This window comes from Paracoccus broussonetiae (assembly GCF_031854425.1).
In the GTDB taxonomy this organism is placed as follows: Bacteria; Pseudomonadota; Alphaproteobacteria; order Rhodobacterales; family Rhodobacteraceae; genus Paracoccus; species Paracoccus broussonetiae.
Map to the genome: position 1 here is coordinate 21,594 of NZ_JAVRQI010000006.1, position 20,017 is coordinate 41,610.

The 20,017-nt window shown below is 68.2% G+C and carries 9 protein-coding genes; 3 read left to right on the top strand and 6 right to left on the bottom strand.

The genetic code is table 11. From position 1 onward, the window contains the following. Positions 1-3: 3 nt before the first annotated feature. A complete protein-coding gene (locus RM190_RS08965) occupies positions 4-1,584 on the top strand; it encodes a DHA2 family efflux MFS transporter permease subunit (RefSeq protein ID WP_311759081.1) in 1,581 nt (526 codons plus the stop codon). A gap of 182 nt (positions 1,585-1,766) precedes the next feature. Beyond that, on the top strand, positions 1,767-3,992 hold the full coding sequence (gene katG / locus RM190_RS08970) for a catalase/peroxidase HPI (RefSeq protein ID WP_311759082.1): 2,226 nt from the start codon (positions 1,767-1,769) through the stop codon (positions 3,990-3,992). A 58-nt stretch (positions 3,993-4,050) separates the two neighbouring features. Here the strand turns inward: katG and RM190_RS08975 are convergent, their stop codons facing one another. Continuing rightward, positions 4,051-4,440, bottom strand: coding sequence for a DUF1801 domain-containing protein (locus RM190_RS08975; RefSeq protein ID WP_311759083.1), 390 nt, complete (start codon positions 4,438-4,440; stop codon positions 4,051-4,053). A 119-nt stretch (positions 4,441-4,559) separates the two neighbouring features. On the opposite strand from RM190_RS08975, the gene RM190_RS08980 reads away from it, so the two are divergent. Then, positions 4,560-5,438, top strand: a complete 879-nt coding sequence (locus tag RM190_RS08980; protein WP_311759084.1) for an alpha/beta hydrolase — start codon at positions 4,560-4,562, stop codon at positions 5,436-5,438. Between the two features lie 55 nt (positions 5,439-5,493). Here the strand turns inward: RM190_RS08980 and RM190_RS08985 are convergent, their stop codons facing one another. From RM190_RS08985 to RM190_RS09005, 5 genes are all read right to left on the bottom strand, one after another. Next, the gene (locus tag RM190_RS08985) at positions 5,494-6,222 is read right to left on the bottom strand and encodes a hypothetical protein (RefSeq protein ID WP_311759085.1); all 729 of its coding nucleotides are present in this window, start codon (positions 6,220-6,222) and stop codon (positions 5,494-5,496) included. Then, positions 6,219-10,616: an eCIS core domain-containing protein gene (locus RM190_RS08990; RefSeq protein ID WP_311759086.1), complete on the bottom strand. Its 4,398-nt coding sequence runs from the start codon at positions 10,614-10,616 to the stop codon at positions 6,219-6,221. Before RM190_RS08990 ends, RM190_RS08985 begins: the two co-directional genes overlap by 4 nt. A 189-nt stretch (positions 10,617-10,805) precedes the next feature. Further along, positions 10,806-14,126: a hypothetical protein gene (locus RM190_RS08995; RefSeq protein WP_311759087.1), complete on the bottom strand. Its 3,321-nt coding sequence runs from the start codon at positions 14,124-14,126 to the stop codon at positions 10,806-10,808. A 65-nt stretch (positions 14,127-14,191) separates the two neighbouring features. After that, positions 14,192-17,479 carry a phage tail protein gene (locus RM190_RS09000; protein ID WP_311759088.1) on the bottom strand — a complete coding sequence of 1,096 codons (3,288 nt, stop codon included), beginning with the start codon at positions 17,477-17,479 and terminating at the stop codon, positions 14,192-14,194. Further along, positions 17,476-20,007, bottom strand: coding sequence for a hypothetical protein (locus tag RM190_RS09005; RefSeq protein ID WP_311759089.1), 2,532 nt, complete (start codon positions 20,005-20,007; stop codon positions 17,476-17,478). The genes RM190_RS09000 and RM190_RS09005 overlap by 4 nt, the downstream gene beginning before the upstream one ends. Between the last annotated feature and the right edge of the window lie 10 nt (positions 20,008-20,017).

The window sequence follows — 20,017 nt, forward strand, 5'->3', positions numbered from 1 at the left end:
TCCATGGCCGCCCCCGCGGCAACCGGCGCGGGTGCGGTCGTCGACCCTGACCGCATCGATCCCCGCCGCCTGATCACCTTCCTGCTGATGGTGCTGGGCATGTTCATGGCGATCCTGGACATCCAGATCGTCTCGGCCTCGCTATCCGAAATCCAGGCGGGACTGGCCGCCTCGGGCGACGAAATCCCGTGGATCCAGACCTCGTACCTGGTGGCCGAGGTCATCATGATTCCGCTGTCGGGCTATCTCTCGCGGATGCTGTCGACGCGCTGGCTGTTCACCATCTCATCCGCGGGTTTCACGCTGATGAGCCTGCTTTGCGGCTTTTCGAACTCGATGGGCGAGATGATCCTGTGGCGCGCGCTGCAGGGCTTTATCGGGGGCGCAATGATCCCGACGGTGTTCGCCTGTGCCTATACGATCTTCCCGCGGTCGAAGATGCATATCGTCTCGCCCATGATCGGGCTGGTCGCGACGCTGGCCCCGACCATCGGGCCAACGCTTGGCGGCTATCTGACCGAGTTCCTCAGCTGGCACTGGCTGTTCTTCATCAACGTGATCCCCGGCATCATCGTCACGACGGCGGCCTTCGTGCTGATCGACTTCGACAAACCGGATATGAGCCTGCTCCGCCGCTTCGACTGGTGGGGTTTCCTTGGCCTGGCGGTCATGCTGGGCGCGATGGAATATGTGCTTGAGGAAGGCGCGGGTGACGACTGGTTCGCCGACGAAACCATCGTGGCCATGACGGCGATCATGATCTCGGGCGCGTTCCTGTTCTTCTGGCGCGCCTTCACCGCAGAGGAACCGATCGTGCGGCTCGACGCCTTTGCCGACCGTAACTTTGCGATGGGATCGGTCTTTTCCTTCGGGATGGGGATCGGCCTTTATGGCCTGATCTATATCTTCCCCGTCTATCTGTCGGCGGTCCGCGACTACAACTCGTTGCAGATCGGCGAGGCGATGATGGTCTCGGGGATCGCGATGTTCCTGACCGCGCCGCTGGCCGGGCGGCTGTCGCAGACCACCGATCCGCGATGGATGATGGGCGTGGGCTTCACGCTGTTCTCGCTCAGTTGCTGGATGATGACGCAGCTGACGGCGGACTGGGATTATTGGCAGATCTTCGTGCCGCAGATCCTGCGCGGGGTGTCGCTGATGCTGTGCATGGTGCCCGTGTCGAACATTGCGCTGGGGATGCTGCCGCCCGAAAAGATCAAGAACGCCTCGGGGCTGTTCAACCTGACCCGGAACCTGGGCGGGGCCGTGGGTCTTGCGGTCATCAACACGATCCTGTCCAGCCGCGAGGACATGCATTATGCCCGCCTGTCCGAGGCCGTGAACAACACCAGCGAAGCCGCCACGCAGGCGATGGAGATGCTGGAGCACGCCTATTCCAGTCTGGGCGACGCAGCCCATGCGGCGGCGCTGTCGACCATCACCGGGATGACACGGATGCAGGCCGTCATCATGTCGCTGTCCGACATCTTCCTTTTGCTGATCGTCCTGTTCGGATGCCTTGCGACGCTTCTTTTGTTCGTTGAACGGCCGGGTCAGGCAGGCGGCGGTGGCGGCGGGCACTGACCGGCGGCCCCTTCGGGGACCGTCATCGCTGCGACATAACCGCCCGTTATCAAGATCATTAGACATTAGAAATTAATCTAATCGTTGCAATGGGCTAATAACGTCTTCGAAGCGCGAGTCACCCGAAGCCGCCGCCAACCCGGCAGCGCGCCAAGGTCGCCAGATAGCCGAAGGAAAGTGCCATGGACGACAAGATCGTGAAAACCGGGGGCGGTTGCCCCGTCATGCATGGAACCAATCGCAACACGCGGGCCGATGCCCGGTCGAACCGCGAATGGTGGCCGAACCAGCTGAACCTGAAGATCCTGCATCAGGACAACGTCGCCCTGAACCCGCTGGGCGAGGCGTTCGACTATGCCGAGGAATTCAAGAAGCTGGATCTGGAAGCCGTCAAGGCTGACCTGCGCAAGGTGATGACCGACAGCCAGGACTGGTGGCCGGCCGACTGGGGCCATTACGGTCCGCTTTTCATCCGCATGGCGTGGCACAGCGCCGGGACCTATCGCACCGCCGATGGCCGCGGTGGCGCACGCGCGGGCGCGCAGCGCTTCGCGCCGCTGAACTCTTGGCCGGACAACGTCAACCTTGACAAGGCGCGCCGCCTGATCTGGCCGATCAAGCAGAAATACGGCAACAGCCTCAGCTGGGCCGACCTGCTGATCCTGACCGGCAACGTCGCGCTGGAATCGATGGGCTTCAAGACCTTCGGCTTCGGTGGCGGCCGTCCCGACGTCTGGGAACCGCTGGAAGACATCTACTGGGGTTCGGAAGTCGAATGGCTGGCGCTGAGCGGTTCGAAAGGCAGCCGTTACTCCGGCGAGCGTGAGCTGGAAAGCCCGCTGGCCGCCGTGCAGATGGGCCTGATCTACGTCAATCCGGAAGGGCCCGACGGCAATCCCGATCCGCTTGCTGCGGCCAAGGACATCCGCGAGACCTTTGGCCGCATGGCCATGAACGACGAGGAAACCGTCGCGCTGATCGCGGGTGGCCACACCTTCGGCAAGACCCACGGCGCGGGCGAGGCGACCCATGTCGGCGCGGACCCCGAAGGCTCGGCGATCGAGTTGCAGGGCTTTGGCTGGAGCAGTTCCTTTGGTTCGGGTTCGGGCGGCGACGCGATCTCGTCCGGGCTGGAAGTCGTCTGGACCCAGAACCCGACGCAATGGAGCCATGGCTTCTTCCGCAACCTGTTCGAATATGAATGGGAGCTGACCAAATCGCCCGCTGGCGCGCATCAGTGGAAGCCCAAGGATGGCGCCGGGGCCGGCACCGTGCCGGACGCGCATGATCCGTCCAAGCGGATCGCGCCCTCGATGCTGACCACCGACCTGTCGCTGCGCTTCGATCCGATCTATGAAAAGATCTCGCGCCGCTTCTATGAAAACCCGGAAGAGTTTGCCGACGCCTTTGCCCGCGCGTGGTTCAAGCTGACCCACCGCGACATGGGGCCGAAAGTCCTGTATCTGGGCCCGGAGGTTCCGTCCGAAGACCTGATCTGGCAAGACCCGATCCCCGCGGCCGCTCATCCGCTGGTCGACGCCGCCGACATCGCCGATCTGAAGGCGAAGGCCCTGGCCTCTGGCCTGACCGCGTCCGAACTGATCCAGACCGCCTGGGCCTCGGCTTCGACCTTCCGCGGTTCGGATTATCGTGGCGGCGCCAATGGTGCCCGCATCCGTCTGGCCCCGCAGAAGGACTGGGAAGCGAACCAGCCCGAGCAGCTGGCCCGTGTCCTGTCGGTACTGGAAGGCATCAAGGCCGAATTCGACGCCAAGGGCGCGAAGAAGGTCTCGCTGGCCGACCTGATCGTGCTGGCGGGCGATGCGGCGGTCGAAGCTGCCGCCAAGGCCGCCGGTCATGATCTTGCGCTGCCCTTCGCCGCCGGCCGTGGTGACGCCACGCAGGAACAGACCGATGTCGAAAGCTTCGACTGGATGGAGCCGCTGGCTGATGGCTTCCGCAACTATCAGCGCAAGCAATTCTCGGTCGCGGCCGAAGAGCTGCTGATCGATCGCGCCCAGTTGCTGAAGCTGACCGCGCCCGAAATGACCGTCCTGCTGGGTGGCCTGCGCGCGCTGAACGCCAATTACGGCGGCACCGCGCATGGCGTCCTGACCAGCCGTCCGGGCCAGCTGACGAATGACTTCTTCGTCAACCTGCTGGGCATGGACACGGTGTGGAAGGCCCAATCGGATGCGCAGGACGTGTTCGACGGCACCGACCGCAAGACTGGCGCCCAGAAATGGACTGCGTCCCGCGTCGATCTGGTCTTCGGCTCGAACTCGCAGCTGCGGGCGATTGCCGAAGTCTATGCCCAGGACGACGCGAAAGCGAAGTTCGTCGCTGATTTCGGCCGTGCCTGGAGCAAGGTGATGAATGCAGACCGCTTCGACGTGAAGAAGGCCTGATTAGACAGGGGGGCGCGGGCCAGGGTCCGCGCCCTTTCCTTTTCTGCGGCGTCGGGGACTATCCCTTGCGCTTGCGGGACAGGTTCAATGCGATTGCCGCGTTGACCAGATCCCTGAACGCGGCTTCGTCTATCCGTGCGCCTTCGTGCAGGTCGATGGCGCGGCGCGTGTTCCCCTCAAGACTGGCATTGAAGAGCCGGGCCGGGTCGTCAAGCGACGCGCCCTTGGCAAAGGTCAGCTTCACGACGGCCTTGTAGGTTTCCCCTGTGCAGATGATGCCACCGCGCGACCAGACCGGGACGCCGCGCCATTTCCATTCCTCGACGATCTCGGGGTCGCAGGACAGGATCAGCGTGCGCATGTGGGCCAGCGTCTCACCGCGCCAGTCGTCCAGTTCGCGGACGCGGCCATCGATCAGGGCCGAGGCATCCTGGGTGGTGTCAGTCATCTTTCCTCGCTTCCGCCCTTGCCGTTTCGGGCATTTGCCAAAATACAGTGCCGTGCCCAGAAGAAACCCGGCCTGTCCACGCGTCAAGGCAAAGCCGGTGGGGGCCGGAGGAGGGTAACATGCTGCGCAAGATCGTCGATTGGGATGCGGTCTACGAAAATACCGGGAACATTGCCGACGGAGAATCCTGGCCCGAACGCTGGGTCGAACCGTCCCGCAAATTCCGCGAAACGATGGCCGCTTTGGGGCGGGCACGTCTGGGCCTTGCCTATGGGGCGGGGCCGCGCAACCGGCTTGACCTGTTCCTGCCCGAAGGCGCGCCGCGCGGGCTGGTCGTCTTTGTTCACGGCGGGTTCTGGATGCATCTGGACCGCAGCTACTGGTCGCATCTTGCAGGCGGACCGCTGGCCCATGGCTATGCAGTCGCGATGCCGGAATACGATCTTTGCCCGCAGGTGAGGATTTCAGAAATCACCGCGCAGGTGGCGGCGGCAATCACCCTGGCCGCGGGTCAGGTGGCGGGGCCGATCGCGCTGGCCGGCCACTCGGCGGGCGGGCACCTGGCCAGTCGGATGGTCTGCGCGGGCGCGCCGCTGACCCCGGACGTGCAATCGCGGATCGGAAAGGTGGTTTCGATCTCGGGCATCCATGATCTGCGCCCGCTGCGCCGGATCTGGCGGGCCGACACATTGCGGCTGGACGAGACTGAGGTGCTGGCGGAAAGCCCGGCGCTTCTGGACCCGGCTCCCGGCACCCGCATCACCTGCTGGGTCGGTGCGGGCGAAACTTCTGAGTTCCGTCGCCAGTCCGCGCTGCTGGCCAACCTGTGGCTGGGACTTGGCGCCGCGACCGAGGCGGTGGAAGAGCCGGACCGCCACCACTTCACCGTCGTAGACGGACTGGCCGACCCGCATCACCCGCTGGTCCGCAGCCTGCTGGATCTTGATGCAGGTCCGGTCCTTGCGGCCGGCGGTCAGGGTCAGGCGGCACTGGCTTAAGGAAGCGGATCTCGGTCCCAGTACTGCGGTTCCGGCACCGCGTCGGGGCCGCGGATCAGCCCGCGGGGACGATTTGCGCGGTCAGGCCGTTGCCGCGGCTTTCCCCAGGCTCCGCGGCGCCGGGGTCCAGTCGAGAGGCGGCGGTCAGCGCCTCGGTCAGCAGGGCAAGGTCGGCCTCGTTGACCGGGCGCTTGTCACCCGCGTGAAGCTGGAAGGGCTGGGGGATGCCCGAAAGGCCAAAGGCACGTCCGAAGGCACTTTCCACGGCCGGGTGACCGCGTCCCAGCACCGCCGCCAACCCGTCCAGCGCCGACAGCTCCTCGGCATCGGGGCGGCTGGTGTCGTCAAGAATGACCAGTCCCGGCCCCTCGACAATCATCGCAAAGCGCGCGCCACGTCCGGGGATGTCCAGTGCCAGCAGGCGTTCGTCCTGCGGCCAGCCGCGTGCGACACGGTCGCAAAGTGCGGCGAAGGCCTGGCAGAAACGACCGACCAGCAGCGCATCCTCGATCCGGGCCATGGTGTCGGGATTTTCGATATCCAGCGCGATGACCGCGAAATCCGACCGGGCGGGTTCGCCCCAGGGTGCGGGATCCAGCCCATTCCCTGCCAGCTGCGGTTCGCAATGGATGCTGCGCCCCTGCGCGATGTCCTGCAATTCGGGCATCGCCTCGGCCAGGGTCGGGGCAACCACCACGGGACGGTCCGGGTCGCCCGGAAACAGGAACCACGCCGTGGTTTCCGGCTGGCCCATCGGCCCGATGGCGGCAAGGAAAAGGCTCATGGCTGGATCACCTGTGATTTGCTGATCATGTCGAAAAGGCGCTCGATCTCGCGCTGCAGACCGGCTGTGTCGCTGAACTCCATGTTGCGCACCGCCAGATAGACCATCTCGATCTCGCGCATCATATAGGCTTGGCCAAGCTGGCCCGGAACGGTGTTCAGGTTCAGCGATCCGCCCGTGGCCACCGTGTCGGCATTGCGGCCTGCTTCGGCCGCCTTGAGCATCGAGGGCGGGAAGATATTGCCGCCGGGCTGCCACCCCGTGCTGCCCAGCTCGGGGTTGAGCTTCTCGGCCGGGAACAGATTGGCCGCGACCGAGGGACTTGCCTTGTTTCCGAACAGCGTCGCGGGCGCGACTCCCTGCTGCATCAGGTGCAGCGCCAAGGGCGAGGTGGCCGAGGCATTGCTGGATTGCAGCACCTCGCGCCCGAACAGCAGCGCGAAAAGCGGGGCCTGCGCGCCCGGACCGCCGGGCTTGGCCGCCGCCATAAGCGCCTCGGCCGCTTGCGGACCGCTCATGCCCGCCTTAGTCAGAGCCTCGCCGATCTCGGGATAGCGGCCGATATCGTCGATGAAGATATTGCGGCGCGCGGCGTCGCTGCCCAAAAGGCCAGGCTGCTGATGCGCGCCGACCGCCGTGCCGCCAACCTGGATCGGGATCGGGGCCTTGCCCTGGAGGCGGCCGGGTTTGCCCGGCACGACCGGACGCATGTCAAGGCTCGCGCCCAGATCCTCGGGCTGGCCGCCAGCCGGGACGGAATGGGGCGGTCCCCCTGCGCCGACCCGACCCTTGGACTGCTGGAAGCGTCTCTTGCCGATGTCATGGACCATGCGGCGCACCGCTTCGGGATTGTCGCGCAGGACCTGACGGACGGTCACGTCATCGCTGTTCCCGGCCACGACGCGGCTGTCCTCAAGCGACAGCTTGCGCAGGCGGTGACGCAGGCGCCACAGGCCCAGCTGGACGCCCAGCCGCAGGCGCGAGACCCCCTTGGACAGCAGGCTGCCCAGCGGCGGACCGATGGCCCGCACGGCCTCGTCCCGGCGTTCGCGGCGACGGCGGGCCTCGTCCTCTTCGCGCTTGCGGCGGCGCTCGGCATCGGTCTCGCGCTTCTTGCGAGGGTCTTCGCTACGTTCGCGGTCGCGCTTGCGCCGGTCGGATTCGTGGCGGTCCCGGTCCGCCTGCGCCCGCGCGCGGCGGCGGTCATTGGCATTCCCGCCCCGGTCGTCGCCATCGTCCCTGCGCCGCCGGCGCTTGTCGCCGCCACGCCGCCTTTCGCTGCGCTGCCGCCGCCGTGACATGAAGGCGCGGAAACGCTGCTGGATGCGCGCGATGATCCCCTTGAAGGGCCGCGCGATGGCCCCGATGATCCGCCCGATCAGCGCATCTATGCCCAGGAAGGTCAGCACCATGTCGACCGCCGCGACGATGCCATGCGCCAGTGCGCGCGCGAAAGCCGCCGCGCCATTGCCGGGCGCGGCAACCTGCATGACGAATTCGAAGAAGGCCGAGGCAGCCGAGAACAGCGATTGCACCAGCGCCCAGGCCGCCTTGATCGCATCGATCACCGCCATGATCGCCCCCGCGCCGGGGATCAGCTTCAGCGCCAGTTGGGTGGCCATCCACGTCATCGCCGCGACGCCGATCGCCGGCAGCATCAGGGGCAGGTTTTCGGTGATCAGGCCGATCATGCTGCTTGCCAGCGTGGTCAGCATCTCGACCCAGTTCGGAGGCAGGTTCATCAGCAGCTGCAGGCCGGGAACCTTGTTGAAGAACCATTCCTTGAACGCTTCCTTCAGGGAATCCCACAGATTGTTCCTGACGCCCTCCTTGGCCTGGCTTCCTGCGGCGGACAGGAAGGCCCCGATCCCCATGCGGGTGACTCGGGCCAGCAGCCGCATGAACTTGCCCAGAAGCTCGGCCAAGGCCTTGATCGCGGCGGCGATGCGGTCGACAAGCCCCGCATTCTCGGCCTGGATTTCGGCCAGCTTCGCGTCCATTTCGCGGATCGCGCGGTCGCGTTCGCGATCAAGGGCGGCCAGCGCGCTGCGACGCGTGGTTTCGATCCGTTGCTCCATCGCGGCGAACTGGTTGCGGGCGCGTTCCAGTGCCGCCTGTGCGTCGGTGTCAAGCTTGCCGTGATTGTCCGAAACAAGCTGGTCAATGCTGGCCTTGGCCTCGGCCAATGTGGTCTTGCAGCCGTCGATCGTCTTCTGGATGCCATCCTTGATCTCGACCAGAAGCGCATCGATATCGGCGATATAGGCGCTGCGGTTGCGGTCGTAGAGCGCCTTGACCTCGGACAGGCTATTGATCGACAGGACCCAGTCGCGACCGCGATAGTAAAGGCCGCGCAGCCCGCGATAGCGGCGGCTCTTGAAGGCGTCCAGTTCGGCCCGGACGCCCGCGGCAAAGGCCTCAAGCCGCTGACCCTGCCTTTCGCGGAAGGATTGCACCGCGTCATTCTGAAGCGAGGCGAGCTTGTCGTTCACCTGACCTTCCGCCGTGGCATAGATGCCGCTGATCTGCTCGGCCAACGTGCGGTGGCCGGTTTCCTCACCGCCCCGGGTGCCGGTCTGTTCGGCGCTGACTGCGCCTTGTGAGGCATGGCGCTGGCCCGTCATCGCGCCGACGGATTCGCCCTCGGTCGCAGTCAGACCACCCTGCGCCTCGGCGGTGGCGCCGCTTTCGGTCATCCGCGCCTCGGTCGAGGCCCCATCCACGTTTTCGTTCAGCTCCTTCTTGTCCTCGCCGATGGCGTGCAGGGGGCCTTCGTCGGCGCGGGTCAGGGTCGCGTCGTCAACGTCATGTTCAGACAGGGCCTGATCGGCATCCTCCTTGAACTCGGACGCGTCGAGCGATTCCTCGGGCACTGGCGGGGGCGCGGCGGCGGCAAGGGCCGGGTCGGCACTGCCCGGCGCGCCCATGGGCTCGGGCTGGGGCACCGCGGCTGGTGGCTCGGCGCCCATGGGGGGCGTGCCCACCTGCGACATCGAATCCCGCACCGGAGCGGCCTGCTGGCCCGCATCGGCGGCGATGCTTTGGGCCAGCTGGTCGCGGGTTCCCGCACCGCCGGGACCGGCGAAATTGTCCAGCTCCTCAATGGTAGTCGGCGCGACCGAGGCCAGCGCCGATTGCGCGCGCTGCGCGGCCCCTGCGGCATCCGGAGAGGTGATCGTCGCCTCGGCCAGTGTTCCCGCCTGCTGGCGCTGGCCGTCGGCTTCGGCAGCGGTCGGGGCAGGCTCGGCAGCTGCGCGGGCTGCCCCGATGCGCGATCCTGCGCCCTCGTTCACGCGCAGGGACTGGGCGCGGGTCGTCAGGCGCTGGCGGGCTTCGTCCGCCGCCGGTTCGCCACGGTCGCCCAAGTTCTGGCCGAAGCGCTTGCGGCGACCGCCGCCACCGCCGCGTGCGACAGGCCCGCCGCCGCCCCCGGCCATGGCTGCGGCGCCTTCGCCCTTGGCGGCTTCACCCTCGCCTTTCTTGCCGCGGCCCTTGCCGTCGCGCTTCTTCTTTTTCTTGGCGTCCGGAGCAGCCTCGCCCGCGCCTGCCGTGGCGCCCGCCACCGCGACCGAGGGGTCAGGCGCGGCTTCGGCGGCGTTTTCGCCGCGCGCGGTCTGGGCGTCATCGGGTGCCTTTGCGGTCGCGGACGCGGTCGCCGGGGTGGCGGCATCCCCCTTGGCCTTCGTCTTGTCCTTGTCGGGACGTTGAAGGCCGGTGACCTGTCCACCCGCGGCCGAGACCTGTGCAGTCATGGCCGGGGTCAGAACGCTGCCCGCACCCGGCGCGACGGCACCGGGGCGAGACGGGGCAAGCGTCATGGCCGGCGACAGCGACAGGGACGCGGTGCCGGGCAAGGCGCGACGCATGATCTGGCCGCGCAGGGACTGGCCCGCCGCACCGACCTGCGCGCGCCCGCCCGACAGCACCGTTGCCGCAGCCCGGTCCGCCGAAACCTCGGCCGCCTCTCCGGGGTTCGAAACCTGCGATCGTGCCTGCACAGCGCCGCCGCCGCCGGAATGGCGCTGCTGGATCACATGGGCCAGTTCATGCGCGATCAGCCCGTCGCCCGACGCCGATCCGGGTCGGTAGCGGCCGGGGGCAAAGGCAATGTGGTTGCCGCTGGTCAGCGCCTCGGCGCGCAGGGTGCCGGTCGCGTGCACGGCCTCGGCCCCCGTATGGACACGAACATCGGCCAGCGAGGTGCCATACCCCGCCTCCATCCGGCTGCGCAGTCCCATGGGCAGGGGCGCGCCACCGGTCAGCCCGCGTTGCAGGCCGGTCAGCACGGGCGTGGCCGTTTCAGGAAGTTGGGCCGGTCCCGCCTGCATCCGGCTGCCGCCCGAGGATTCGGCGCTGGTTGCCTTTTGCATCTGGGCGGATTGGGCCGATTTCATCTGCCGGCTCCGTTTCGCGCGGATGGCCGGGGCGCTGAACGCGAGAGAGGTCCGGGCCGGAGCCAGAACCTCTCCCAGGGACTTGAACCCTTCGGCGGACGCCGACCACATGACACGAACACGATCACTCGGGTCCGGGTCTGATTCAGTCTAACATTTCGGGCCGCGCGCTCCAAAGCAAATCTCCGGTCAGGGCAGGGTCGTGGGTTCGCTGGGCTGGCCCATCCCAGAATAGGCGTTGTCGGCAAATGCGCGCACGAAACGGTCCGGGCGGCCCCATGACGGTTCCAGCCCGCCAAGACGGTTCCAGCGGATGCCATAGGCCATTCCGTGGCTGAAATTGCCCCGCACCTCCAGCAATGGCCCGTACCAGCCCCACAGCCGGATTCCTTCGGAATCAAGGCCGATCGGGGCCTCGTTATCGGCCAGCGGGCGATACAGCCGGTCGACGATGCGGTTCCCGTTGATCCGGGCCGACAGGGCATGGCCGACGCGGATGCCGCCGCGCTGGCGCGACTGCCATGGCATCAGCAACGAGATCTGGTTGTCCATAATCTCGACATCGCGGACAAAGACGAAGTTGCTGCGGTCGAGGAACGACGATGCGGCGACACGGATCCCTTGCGCAAAGCCCGCAACGCGGTTGCCTTGGATGCGCGCGCTTTGACCGGGGTCGGTGCTTGCGTAAAGCGCTGCGACCGGCTCGGCCCGCGACAGGGCGCGCTTGGGACCGCGGCTCATGGCGACGACGATTCCGGCGCGGCCGTGGCGCTGCGGGTTGCTGGCCACCAGTCCGCTGCGCAGGTTGTTGAAATTGCCATTCAGGTCCGCGGGGATCGTGGCGGATCCGCCGATCCCGAACATGCGCAGGGCAAGGTTCTGCCGGAAGAAGCGCAGGAAATCGTCCATCGTCTCGGGCGGCTCGTTCTGGCCTCCGGGCGGGGGGTTCACCTCGGCCAGATGTTCCCACAGGTGGCTGTCCAGCGATGAATGGGTTTCAAAGGACAGCGTCCGGTTGCCCCACATCCCGTTCGCCATCGCGATGCCGAGCCGCGCAAAGGTTGGCCGGTCCAGCGAAATCCCGATGACCGGGCCACCGACGAAGTCGAAGCCGCCATCACCTTCATGCAGCATGATCCGGTCCAGCAGGACGGCGCCGGTCGCGACCAGCATTTCGCCGCCCTGTGCCAGCTCGTTCAGGAAGGTGATCGCCTCGGGGCGGACTTCGATGCTGTTGCCCGAGATGTCGGCATGGCCCGGATCGCTGGCAGTGACGCCGCTGTCATACATCCCAAGGCTCAGCGCGCAGCCCCGCATCGAGAAACTGCGCGTCGGACGCGCCGCGGCCGAGACCTGGCGGATCGCCGAGGCACCCGGCTCTGCCGGACCGGCAGCCCGCAGGCGGATCGTCTCCAGCCGAACCTCTCCGCAATCCACGAAGTCCAGCACCGCGCCCGATCCCCCGGTCAGCGCCTCAAGCGCGAAGTCGCGCAGATCGACCGAGCGGCAGCGTTCGAACCGGATCAGGCGGCGCAGGTTGCCGCGCAACAGGGTGCCGGGACCGATGCCCCCGACGATCAGGTCGCCCTTGTCCGCGATGATAAGGGTCTCGGTCAGGTCGCGCGTGCCCGCGTTCAGGCAGATGCGCGCACTGCCGCCGGCCGGGATCGTGTCGATCACCGCCTGCACCGTGGCCCCCGGAGGCACCGCGATTTCCCCGCAGCCATCCGATAGCCGCAGGAAAAGCTCGTCCAGCGCCTCTTGCACGGTGTCCGAGACTGTGCCCACGCGTTCGCCGTCATAGCGGGTCAGGTCGGCTTCCTGGGCGCAAAGCTTGCGATACCGTCGATCCAGCCAGGCGCGCAGGATCATCGGATTTCCCGCCGCCGCGCGCTCAAGCAGGGCCAGCGGCGCGAATTGCCGTTCGGGACCATGCGCGGTGGTGACAGCGGGGCCGTTGGCCTGCGGGGCCAGCACGCGGGCCTCGGCCTGCCACCAGTCGCCCTGTTCGAACTCACCGGTGATCTGCGCGGTCAGGCCGTGTTCAAGGACCAGCTCGGCATTGCCGGTGCCTGGGCGTTCCAGCAAGCCCGACCACAGCCGCAGCTTCAGCCCCGCGCCACCGAAAGGTGCGGGGCTGAAGGGGGCGGTGGGGTTCTCGGTCAACGGGTCCAGCAGCAGGAACTCGCGCAGCGAGCCGCCGACGACATCCCCGCCATCCAGCCGGAACAGCCGCCCCTGAGTCCGGCGCGCCCGCCTGAACCCGGCGGCGGCAAGGGTTGCCGGGGCACTGTCGCCCTGCTCGGTCGCGTCGGACAGCAATTCGACCAGATCGCCCGCGCGCAGGGGGGATGCCGCATCGACCCGCAGATGGGTGACAAGTGCGCCGGGGGGCTGGTCCGGCATCAGGGAACAGGACCAAAGGCCCGCCGCATTGTCCCGTGACCACTTGAAGCGGGTGACCGCACCCGCTCCGGTCGTCACCTCATGGACGACAAGGCGGTAAAGCCGGTTTTCTGTCCCGCTATAGCCGCCCGGAACGGGCAGGTCGCAGGGGTCGGCGGCATCGGCCCCGGCGGCGGTGCCAAAGGTCACGCGCCCCGTCGGCTGGATCACCTGGGCAAAGGCCGCGGCGATGGCGACCGGATCGGTCAGGCCGGTGACGGCCGCCAGCTTGACTTGCGCCTGCACCTCGGTCCGACCGGTCGTCTCGCGTCCGGTTCCAAGGGCCTGTTCGCGCAGGCCTGGATCCTCGATGGCGGTCACGACGCGTTCGGTCAGCTCCAGATAGGCAACCGTCAACGCCCCCGCGGCGCTGGCCGAGGCGGCCTGCATCGCCTCGGCCGCCGGGCCGGTCAGGGCGGGCCAGGTCGCTTCGGTTGCGGGGGCGATCAGACCACCGACCTGATAGCTGCCGGCGGCCCAGTTGAACAGCGCGGGCACTGCGGCGGGGGCAAGCGTCTCGACCAAGGCCAGCCAATAGGGCTGCGCGGTGGGCAGCAGGATGATCTCGCTTCCGGTCAGGGTGACGGCAAAGGGGGCATAGTCGCCGCCGGCGGGAATGTTGACCGGACTGCCCGCGATGCTGGCCGTCACCGCCTGATCAGCGCGCAACCAGACACGGCAAGGCGTCGCTGCCGACAGGGGCAGGCGCAGCGGCACCGTCACCTGTCCCGCGCCGCCATTGATGCGCAGCCCCGGCAGGCGATCCAGATACTTGCGCGAGAAGTCACGCGTCGCATGCGCACCCCCGGTGACCCGGGCACGCTGTCCCAGAACGGGATCGAAGCAAGCCAGCAGGCGGCCCGGCGTCACCAGGAACCCGGCATCTCCCGAACCGCTGTCGCAGGCCAGGTGGGTGATCCCCTGACGGTCCAGACGGTCGGACAGGTCCATCAGCGCATGCAGGTCGCTGTCCAGCACCGGCGCGCCCTGTCGCGCCAGCACGCGCCGATAGCTGCGGCCGCGCTTGGCATCGGGCCTGTGCCCGCGCGAGAAATCCCCTTCCATCGACCGAACTCCCCTTTCTGACATTGCGCCCCGGCCGGACGGCCGGAACGCGCACTTGTTCCCCGTCAGGGTCTTGTGACGATCCCGCTGCGCAGCCCCGCGGGCGTGTGCTCGGACAGCCTGCGGGCAAGCCCGCCGTAAAGTTCGCCCAGCCGGGCAGCGCCAAAGGCGCCCATCTCGCCGCCATCCGATGCACCGGCAAGGATGCGGGGATCGCCTTGTGGCTCCAAACGCAGCCAGGCCGGGTCGCGGCGATCGCGGCTTTCGAAGGGCACCCGGATCGGCCGCCCGGTCACGGGATCGGTCTCCAGCACGCGGTGGCGGCGCGGTGTCAGGCTGCCCGGCCCGACCAGCGAATAGCGCAGGCAGCCCCGGAAGCGTTCATGGGCATCAAGCCGCCCGGTCACGATGCAATCCGACAGCTCGACCTCGCCCACCTCGACCCGTCCCGCAAAGGTGGCGCGTTCAGCATCCAGCCGCGCGGCGGGGGCCGACAGGGCGAAGCTGGTATCGTTCCCGGCGGCAAGAATGCTGTCGAGCACCGCGATTTCGCCCGCATCCTCGACCGAGACGGGGCCAAGGGCGCAGCGCCGGATCGACACGCGCTCGGCACCGGTCGCTTCGAACAGGCGCAGGCGCAGGCGTGCCTCGGCCCCATAAACGGACAGGAATGTCAGCGAGACCTGCTGCGCTGACGGCAGGTCAAGATCCAGCGCCCCGGAATCGATCGCAAAGCCCGACAGGACCAGCGCGCCATACCCGCCCGCGCCGGGGGTTGAGGACGCGATCTGCAACACCGGACGCTGGAATGGCGCGGCCCTGAGTTCGAGCTGTCGCGGTCCGGCGGGCCAGATCAGCGCCTCGGCGCGGTAAAGCCCGGAATCGACGATCTCGATCACCTCGTCGGGCAGGCCGGAGCCTGCGGCCGCCGCCAGCGCCGCCGCCACGCTGCGATGCAAAGGCAACCCGACCAGACCGGGCAGCGCATCCCGCCCCAGATGCCCAAGCGCCGAAACCAGCCGCGTCGGTGCCGGGCGCAGCCCGAGGTGACGGCGATGGTCGATGGGCAACGCGCCGATGGGCATCGTCGCCCCTTCTTCCAGGTCGACCGTTACCGGGTCGGGAACCGGAATCCCGGTTGCCTTGGGATGGGGCACGATCTCGTCGGCCAGGTTCAGCGCGAACAGGCCAAAGCGGGGATCGATGTCCAGTCGCGCGGGCTGCGTCGGTTCAAGCACATCCGCTGCCGTCTCGTTCCGCCAGGGACAAAGCCTGCGCCAGCCAGCCTCGCGACGTCGCATGGGACGAGCGGCCAGCAGGGGCGCGGCGGGGCCAAGGCTTTTGCGGGCCAGCGTCGTCGTACCGGCGATCCAGCTTGAACCGTCGCTGCCCGCCTGCACGGCGACGCTGTGGCGGACCAGCGGGGCCGGCCCCCGCGGCCAGAAGGCACTGCCATCCGGCGCGGCCTCGGCGGTTTCCGAAGCCACCATCTCGGGCAGATTGATCAGCACCGAGCTTGAATCGTAGGCGGTGAAGGCCAGTTCGCAAGGCGTCATGATCGCCCCCGCCACCCCGCATTCGTAACGCAGCGCAAGCGCCAGGTCCGACGGGTTGGCCGACACCGTCTCGGCCAATTCCGCGAAGCGCGCCCGCAGGGACGCGGCGGCGATCGGCGCGCCATTCGCACCAAGGGCGGCCCATGTCGCGGCGCGCGGATCGGGTCCCTGCCAGGTCAGGCGCAGCATCGGCATGAATCGGCGCTGCCCGGCAAAGAAGGACAGTGCCAGAACCAGCGCGGAACGTGCGCCGCTGCTGATCACGCCTGACGCATTGGCGCGCAGGATCTCGCCCCCATGCAGGATTGCGGGCGCGGCGGCGGGCGCGGCCAGCGCGGGGGCAAAGGGTGTGCGCAGGGCGGTTTCGGGCGCTTCGGGCCAGACCGGGCCGACCGGGGCCGAGACAAGCGCGCGGGCAGGCAACGCGCCCCCCTCCAGCGGGCGCAGCGGGGGGACGGCCCCCGGCGCCTCGGCTTCGTGCAGCGATCCGTCAGCGGCGATCCACAGGTGGCGGGCACCGTGGATCCGCTGTTCAGGGATGCGCAGGTACAGCGCGCCGCGCAGATAGCCCGCCTGCGCCAGCGCCGGATCGGTCGCGCGCCGCCTGCCGTTCGCCGTCGTGCCGCTGATGGCGATCACGGTCTCGCCCAGCATCCGGCTTGCCGCCCCCGCTTCGGGCGTCAGGCGCAGCAGCATGACGTGATCGACTGGCACGTTCCCGGCGCCCGTCGCCGCGCCCGAAGCTCCTGCGGGTCCGACACTGACGCGTCCCCGCAGGACGGATTGTGACAGGTCGGGAAGCCCGCCCGCCTGCGGGGCCGACACCAGCGCGATCTCGATCGGGCCGGAATAGCGGCGGGTCTGCGCGTCGATCAGCGCCACGGTGGCCGGTCCACGACCCAGCGCATTGTCGGCGCGCACCCTGACCGGATTGCGAGGGACCGGCGCGGCCGGACGGGTCGCGGCGGCCGGCACACCGGTCAGGCGGACCTGGAAGCGCCCTTCGGCCCCGAACCAGTTGCCGGGGGCTTCGGCAAACAGCCCCTCGGGGACGCGGTCGCTGCCGGGGCGGTCGGCGAAGCCGGTCGCCCTGACCCGCAATGGGCGCCAGTCATTGGCCGCGTCGAAGGCAAAGCGGCGGTCCCCGACACCCGCCGGCAACTCGTGGCAAGCGGCGCGGCGCAAGGGCTGGAACTGGGTCGGAAAGGCCCAATGCACCAGATGCAGCGGATGGACATGGCCTGTGTCCGCAGTGATGGGACGGGGATCGAAAAGCCGCATCAGGGTGGCCAGCGGCCCGGCGGCAAGATCGGCCACGGAGGCGGGGCGCAGGTCCGCGATCACCCGCTCGGCGCGCAGGATGTTCAGATCCTGCACCATCTGCACGGCCTTCCAGCCTTCTTTCAGGGCCACTTGCCGGTCGAACAGCACGCGGCCCATTTCTTCAAGCATGGCGGGCGTGCCCTTGCGCCTGCGCCAGCCGATCGCGGCGGCCAGGTCGCGCCGGTTGGCCTCGGCATCGCGAAAGACCAGTTCCAGCCCGATCGAGGCTGCAAGCGAAGGCAGGGCGGCTTCGCCCGCGGTTTCGATGAACAGGTCTCCGTAAAGCTCCTCGACGGATTGGCGCAGGGCGGCAAGAGGCGCGGCAAGGGCTTCAAGCAGGCCGTAAAGCTCTTGCGGTTCGGGTGGCACCGCGACGGCAGCCGCGCGGTCGCGGCGCTTGTGGAATTCGGGGATCAGCGCGTAAAGCAGCTCGCGCGTGCGGTCCAGATGATCGCGATCATAGGGATAGCTCATGGCGCGCCTCCGGGCATCACGCGGTCCAGCAGGTCCGGCTCGACCATCTGGATTTCCAGCGCCGAGGGGGCCAGGCGCAGCCACTGGCGCGTGCTGGCATGAACGATGTCGGCGACGGCGTGGCTGTTGATCCCGGCCGTCAGCCCATAGCGGCTGGCATGGACCGCCGCGACGCCGGGCAAAGCCAGAAGCCGGGCATAGATCCCCGACAGCGATTGCGGCGCGGACAGATCGCGCCCGGCAAAGGTGAACAGCCCCGCGTCCTCCGGTCCGCCCAGCAAGCTTTCCTCGACCGCGCGGCGAATCGCCTCGGCAAGCCAGGCGCGATCGCGTTCGACCCGCAGGCCAAGGCTGACATCCACCGCCTGCGGCGCCAGCACCTGAAGCGCCATGCCGGTATCGCGGCGCGCATCCATGAACGCCAGAAAAGCGCCCGGATCGGCGGGGCCCGCGCCTGCCGCGTCGGCGGCGACCAACTCGATCCCCGTGCCGTCCCGCCATCTGGCCGAGGCGCGGACAATACCGGGGAAAAGCAGCGCGAGATCGGCATGATCCTCGACCGAAACGGCGCGGTCGAAGACGCGGACGGGCCGCACCGCCTGGCGCGCGATATCCTCGGGTCCGGCGGCATCGGTTCCGCCCGCGATCGCCAACGGGTTGGTGACGCTGTCCAGCAACGGCGATGCGCGGCGGATCCGGTTCAGCCGGCCCGGCCCGGCATTGCCCGCATCCCCCAGACCCTGCCGATAGGTCGCGGTGATGTTGCGCCGCCCGGATGGCGGGATCGCGCCGCGTCCCTCGCCTCCGAAACGGACCGTCACCGCACCCTTGGCATCGGTCTCGACGCTGTGGATCCGGGCCTCGGCCGCTTGGGCGTGGAAATCCGGGGCAAGATCCCACAGCACGCCATCGACGCGGGTTTCCAGCGCGATCTGGCTGCCTTCGGCACCGGCCAGGCGGGTCACGGGTGACTTCTTGAGAGCAAAACCCTGATGCGGAGTGACCCCGTCCGAACCGCCCAGGATTTCGGTCACGGTTTCGCCGTCGCTGACGCGGATGACGTTGCCCAGCAGCTCGACATCGCCGACCGCCCAGCCCGATGGGAAACCACCCGGCATTTCCAGGCGCAGGGTCCAGGCCTGCTGGCCTGCGGGCGGCGGTTTCAGCGCGGCGATCACGGCCTCGCGCGCTTCTCCGGTCGACAGGCGGCGCAGGATGGCGGGGCGGCCCGGACGCATGGCCGAAAGATCCGCCATGACGGCGAATTCTGGCTGCAACGCCGCCGGGTTCGGGATCGTGGGCCAAAGCTCCAACGCGTCGGCCCATCCCGCCAGCACGGTCGCGTCCAGCGGATAGCTGGTCCAATTGCGCGGGGTGATCGCGCCCGGCAGGATGTTCAGCGCAAGCGTTGCCACCCGCGCGGACAACCGCGTCTCGACCAGTTTCTTGACGGTGGTGACGGTGACGACGGGGCGCCCGTCCACCGTTGCGGTGCTGACCTGAGGTTGCTCGACGATCTCGCCCCGGACAAAGGACACCATGTCCTCGTCATTGCGGTCGACCCAATAGACGGCAGCGCCCGAGGGAGAGACGACGGCCGCCAGTTGCGAGGCAATCGATCCCGCCAGCGGTTCGGCCAACAACAGCCGCGACGCAGCCGAGGCCGGGCTTTCGTACCCATGCGCAACTGTCCCTGCCGCGGCGGTGGTCGCGGGCGGCGCATAGGTCGAAGGCGAGGCCAGCGCCGCAGCTGGCCAAAGTCCCGGCGGGGCATTCCAGCCGAAGACCCGGCTTTGATGCCGCGGGCGGCACAGCAGCCGAAAGCCGCCCGCCCAATCGGCGGCTGTCGCGGTATCGGCATAGGGACTGCCCCCGACATGACGCAGCGCGAGGCGGGGCGGGGATGCGTCAGGCAAGGGATCGACGACCCGAAAGACCCCGGTGCGGCGAACATTGGCCAGCACCACGACATCGTCGCGGGCAAGCCCGTGACGCTTGTTCAGCCGGATCTCGATATAGCCGCGATCGGCTTGCATCGGGTGCAGGATCTCGGCGGCAGCGGGTCGGATCGCGTTCCAGCCCGCATCAAGCTGCGCCTCGGCCAGCGTCTCCAGCGTCCGGGCCTTGATCTCGCCCAAGGGAGAGGTCTGAAGCGCGAAGCCCTTGGGCAGGCTGCCCGACAAACCGGGCTTGACCGTAAAGGCCGCAAGCCCGGTCGCCGCCGCGCCGGGATCGGGGGTATAGGCCAGCCGCCTTGCATGCCGCGACAGGTTCTCGGGCAACAGGGCCGAGCCGAGATTGGCCTCTCGCGCATACAGGCCCTGATGTTCGCCAAGAACATGCGCAAGCAGCGCGGGCAGTTCGATCAAGGTGCGGGCAAGGCCACGACCCTTGGCCGGGATCTCGATCCCGTGGCCATCGCGGGCCACGGCCTCGGCCAGTTGGACGAGCGCGGCGAAGTCGGGACCGAAATAGCTGTCATCGCCGCGGGGCGAGGGGGCGGGACGGTGGATCGGCGGTCGGGACATCGGATCACCT

Bases quoted from the DNA above. Each gene is read 5' to 3' on its own strand.
- RM190_RS08965 (WP_311759081.1), top strand. From the start codon at position 4: ATGGCCGCCCCCGCGGCAACCGGCGCGGGTGCGGTCGTCGACCCTGAC.
- katG (WP_311759082.1), top strand. From the start codon at position 1,767: ATGGACGACAAGATCGTGAAAACCGGGGGCGGTTGCCCCGTCATGCAT.
- RM190_RS08975 (WP_311759083.1), bottom strand. From the start codon at position 4,440: ATGACTGACACCACCCAGGATGCCTCGGCCCTGATCGATGGCCGCGTC.
- RM190_RS08980 (WP_311759084.1), top strand. From the start codon at position 4,560: ATGCTGCGCAAGATCGTCGATTGGGATGCGGTCTACGAAAATACCGGG.
- RM190_RS08985 (WP_311759085.1), bottom strand. From the start codon at position 6,222: ATGAGCCTTTTCCTTGCCGCCATCGGGCCGATGGGCCAGCCGGAAACC.
- RM190_RS08990 (WP_311759086.1), bottom strand. From the start codon at position 10,616: ATGAAATCGGCCCAATCCGCCCAGATGCAAAAGGCAACCAGCGCCGAA.
- RM190_RS08995 (WP_311759087.1), bottom strand. From the start codon at position 14,126: ATGGAAGGGGATTTCTCGCGCGGGCACAGGCCCGATGCCAAGCGCGGC.
- RM190_RS09000 (WP_311759088.1), bottom strand. From the start codon at position 17,479: ATGAGCTATCCCTATGATCGCGATCATCTGGACCGCACGCGCGAGCTG.
- RM190_RS09005 (WP_311759089.1), bottom strand. From the start codon at position 20,007: ATGTCCCGACCGCCGATCCACCGTCCCGCCCCCTCGCCCCGCGGCGAT.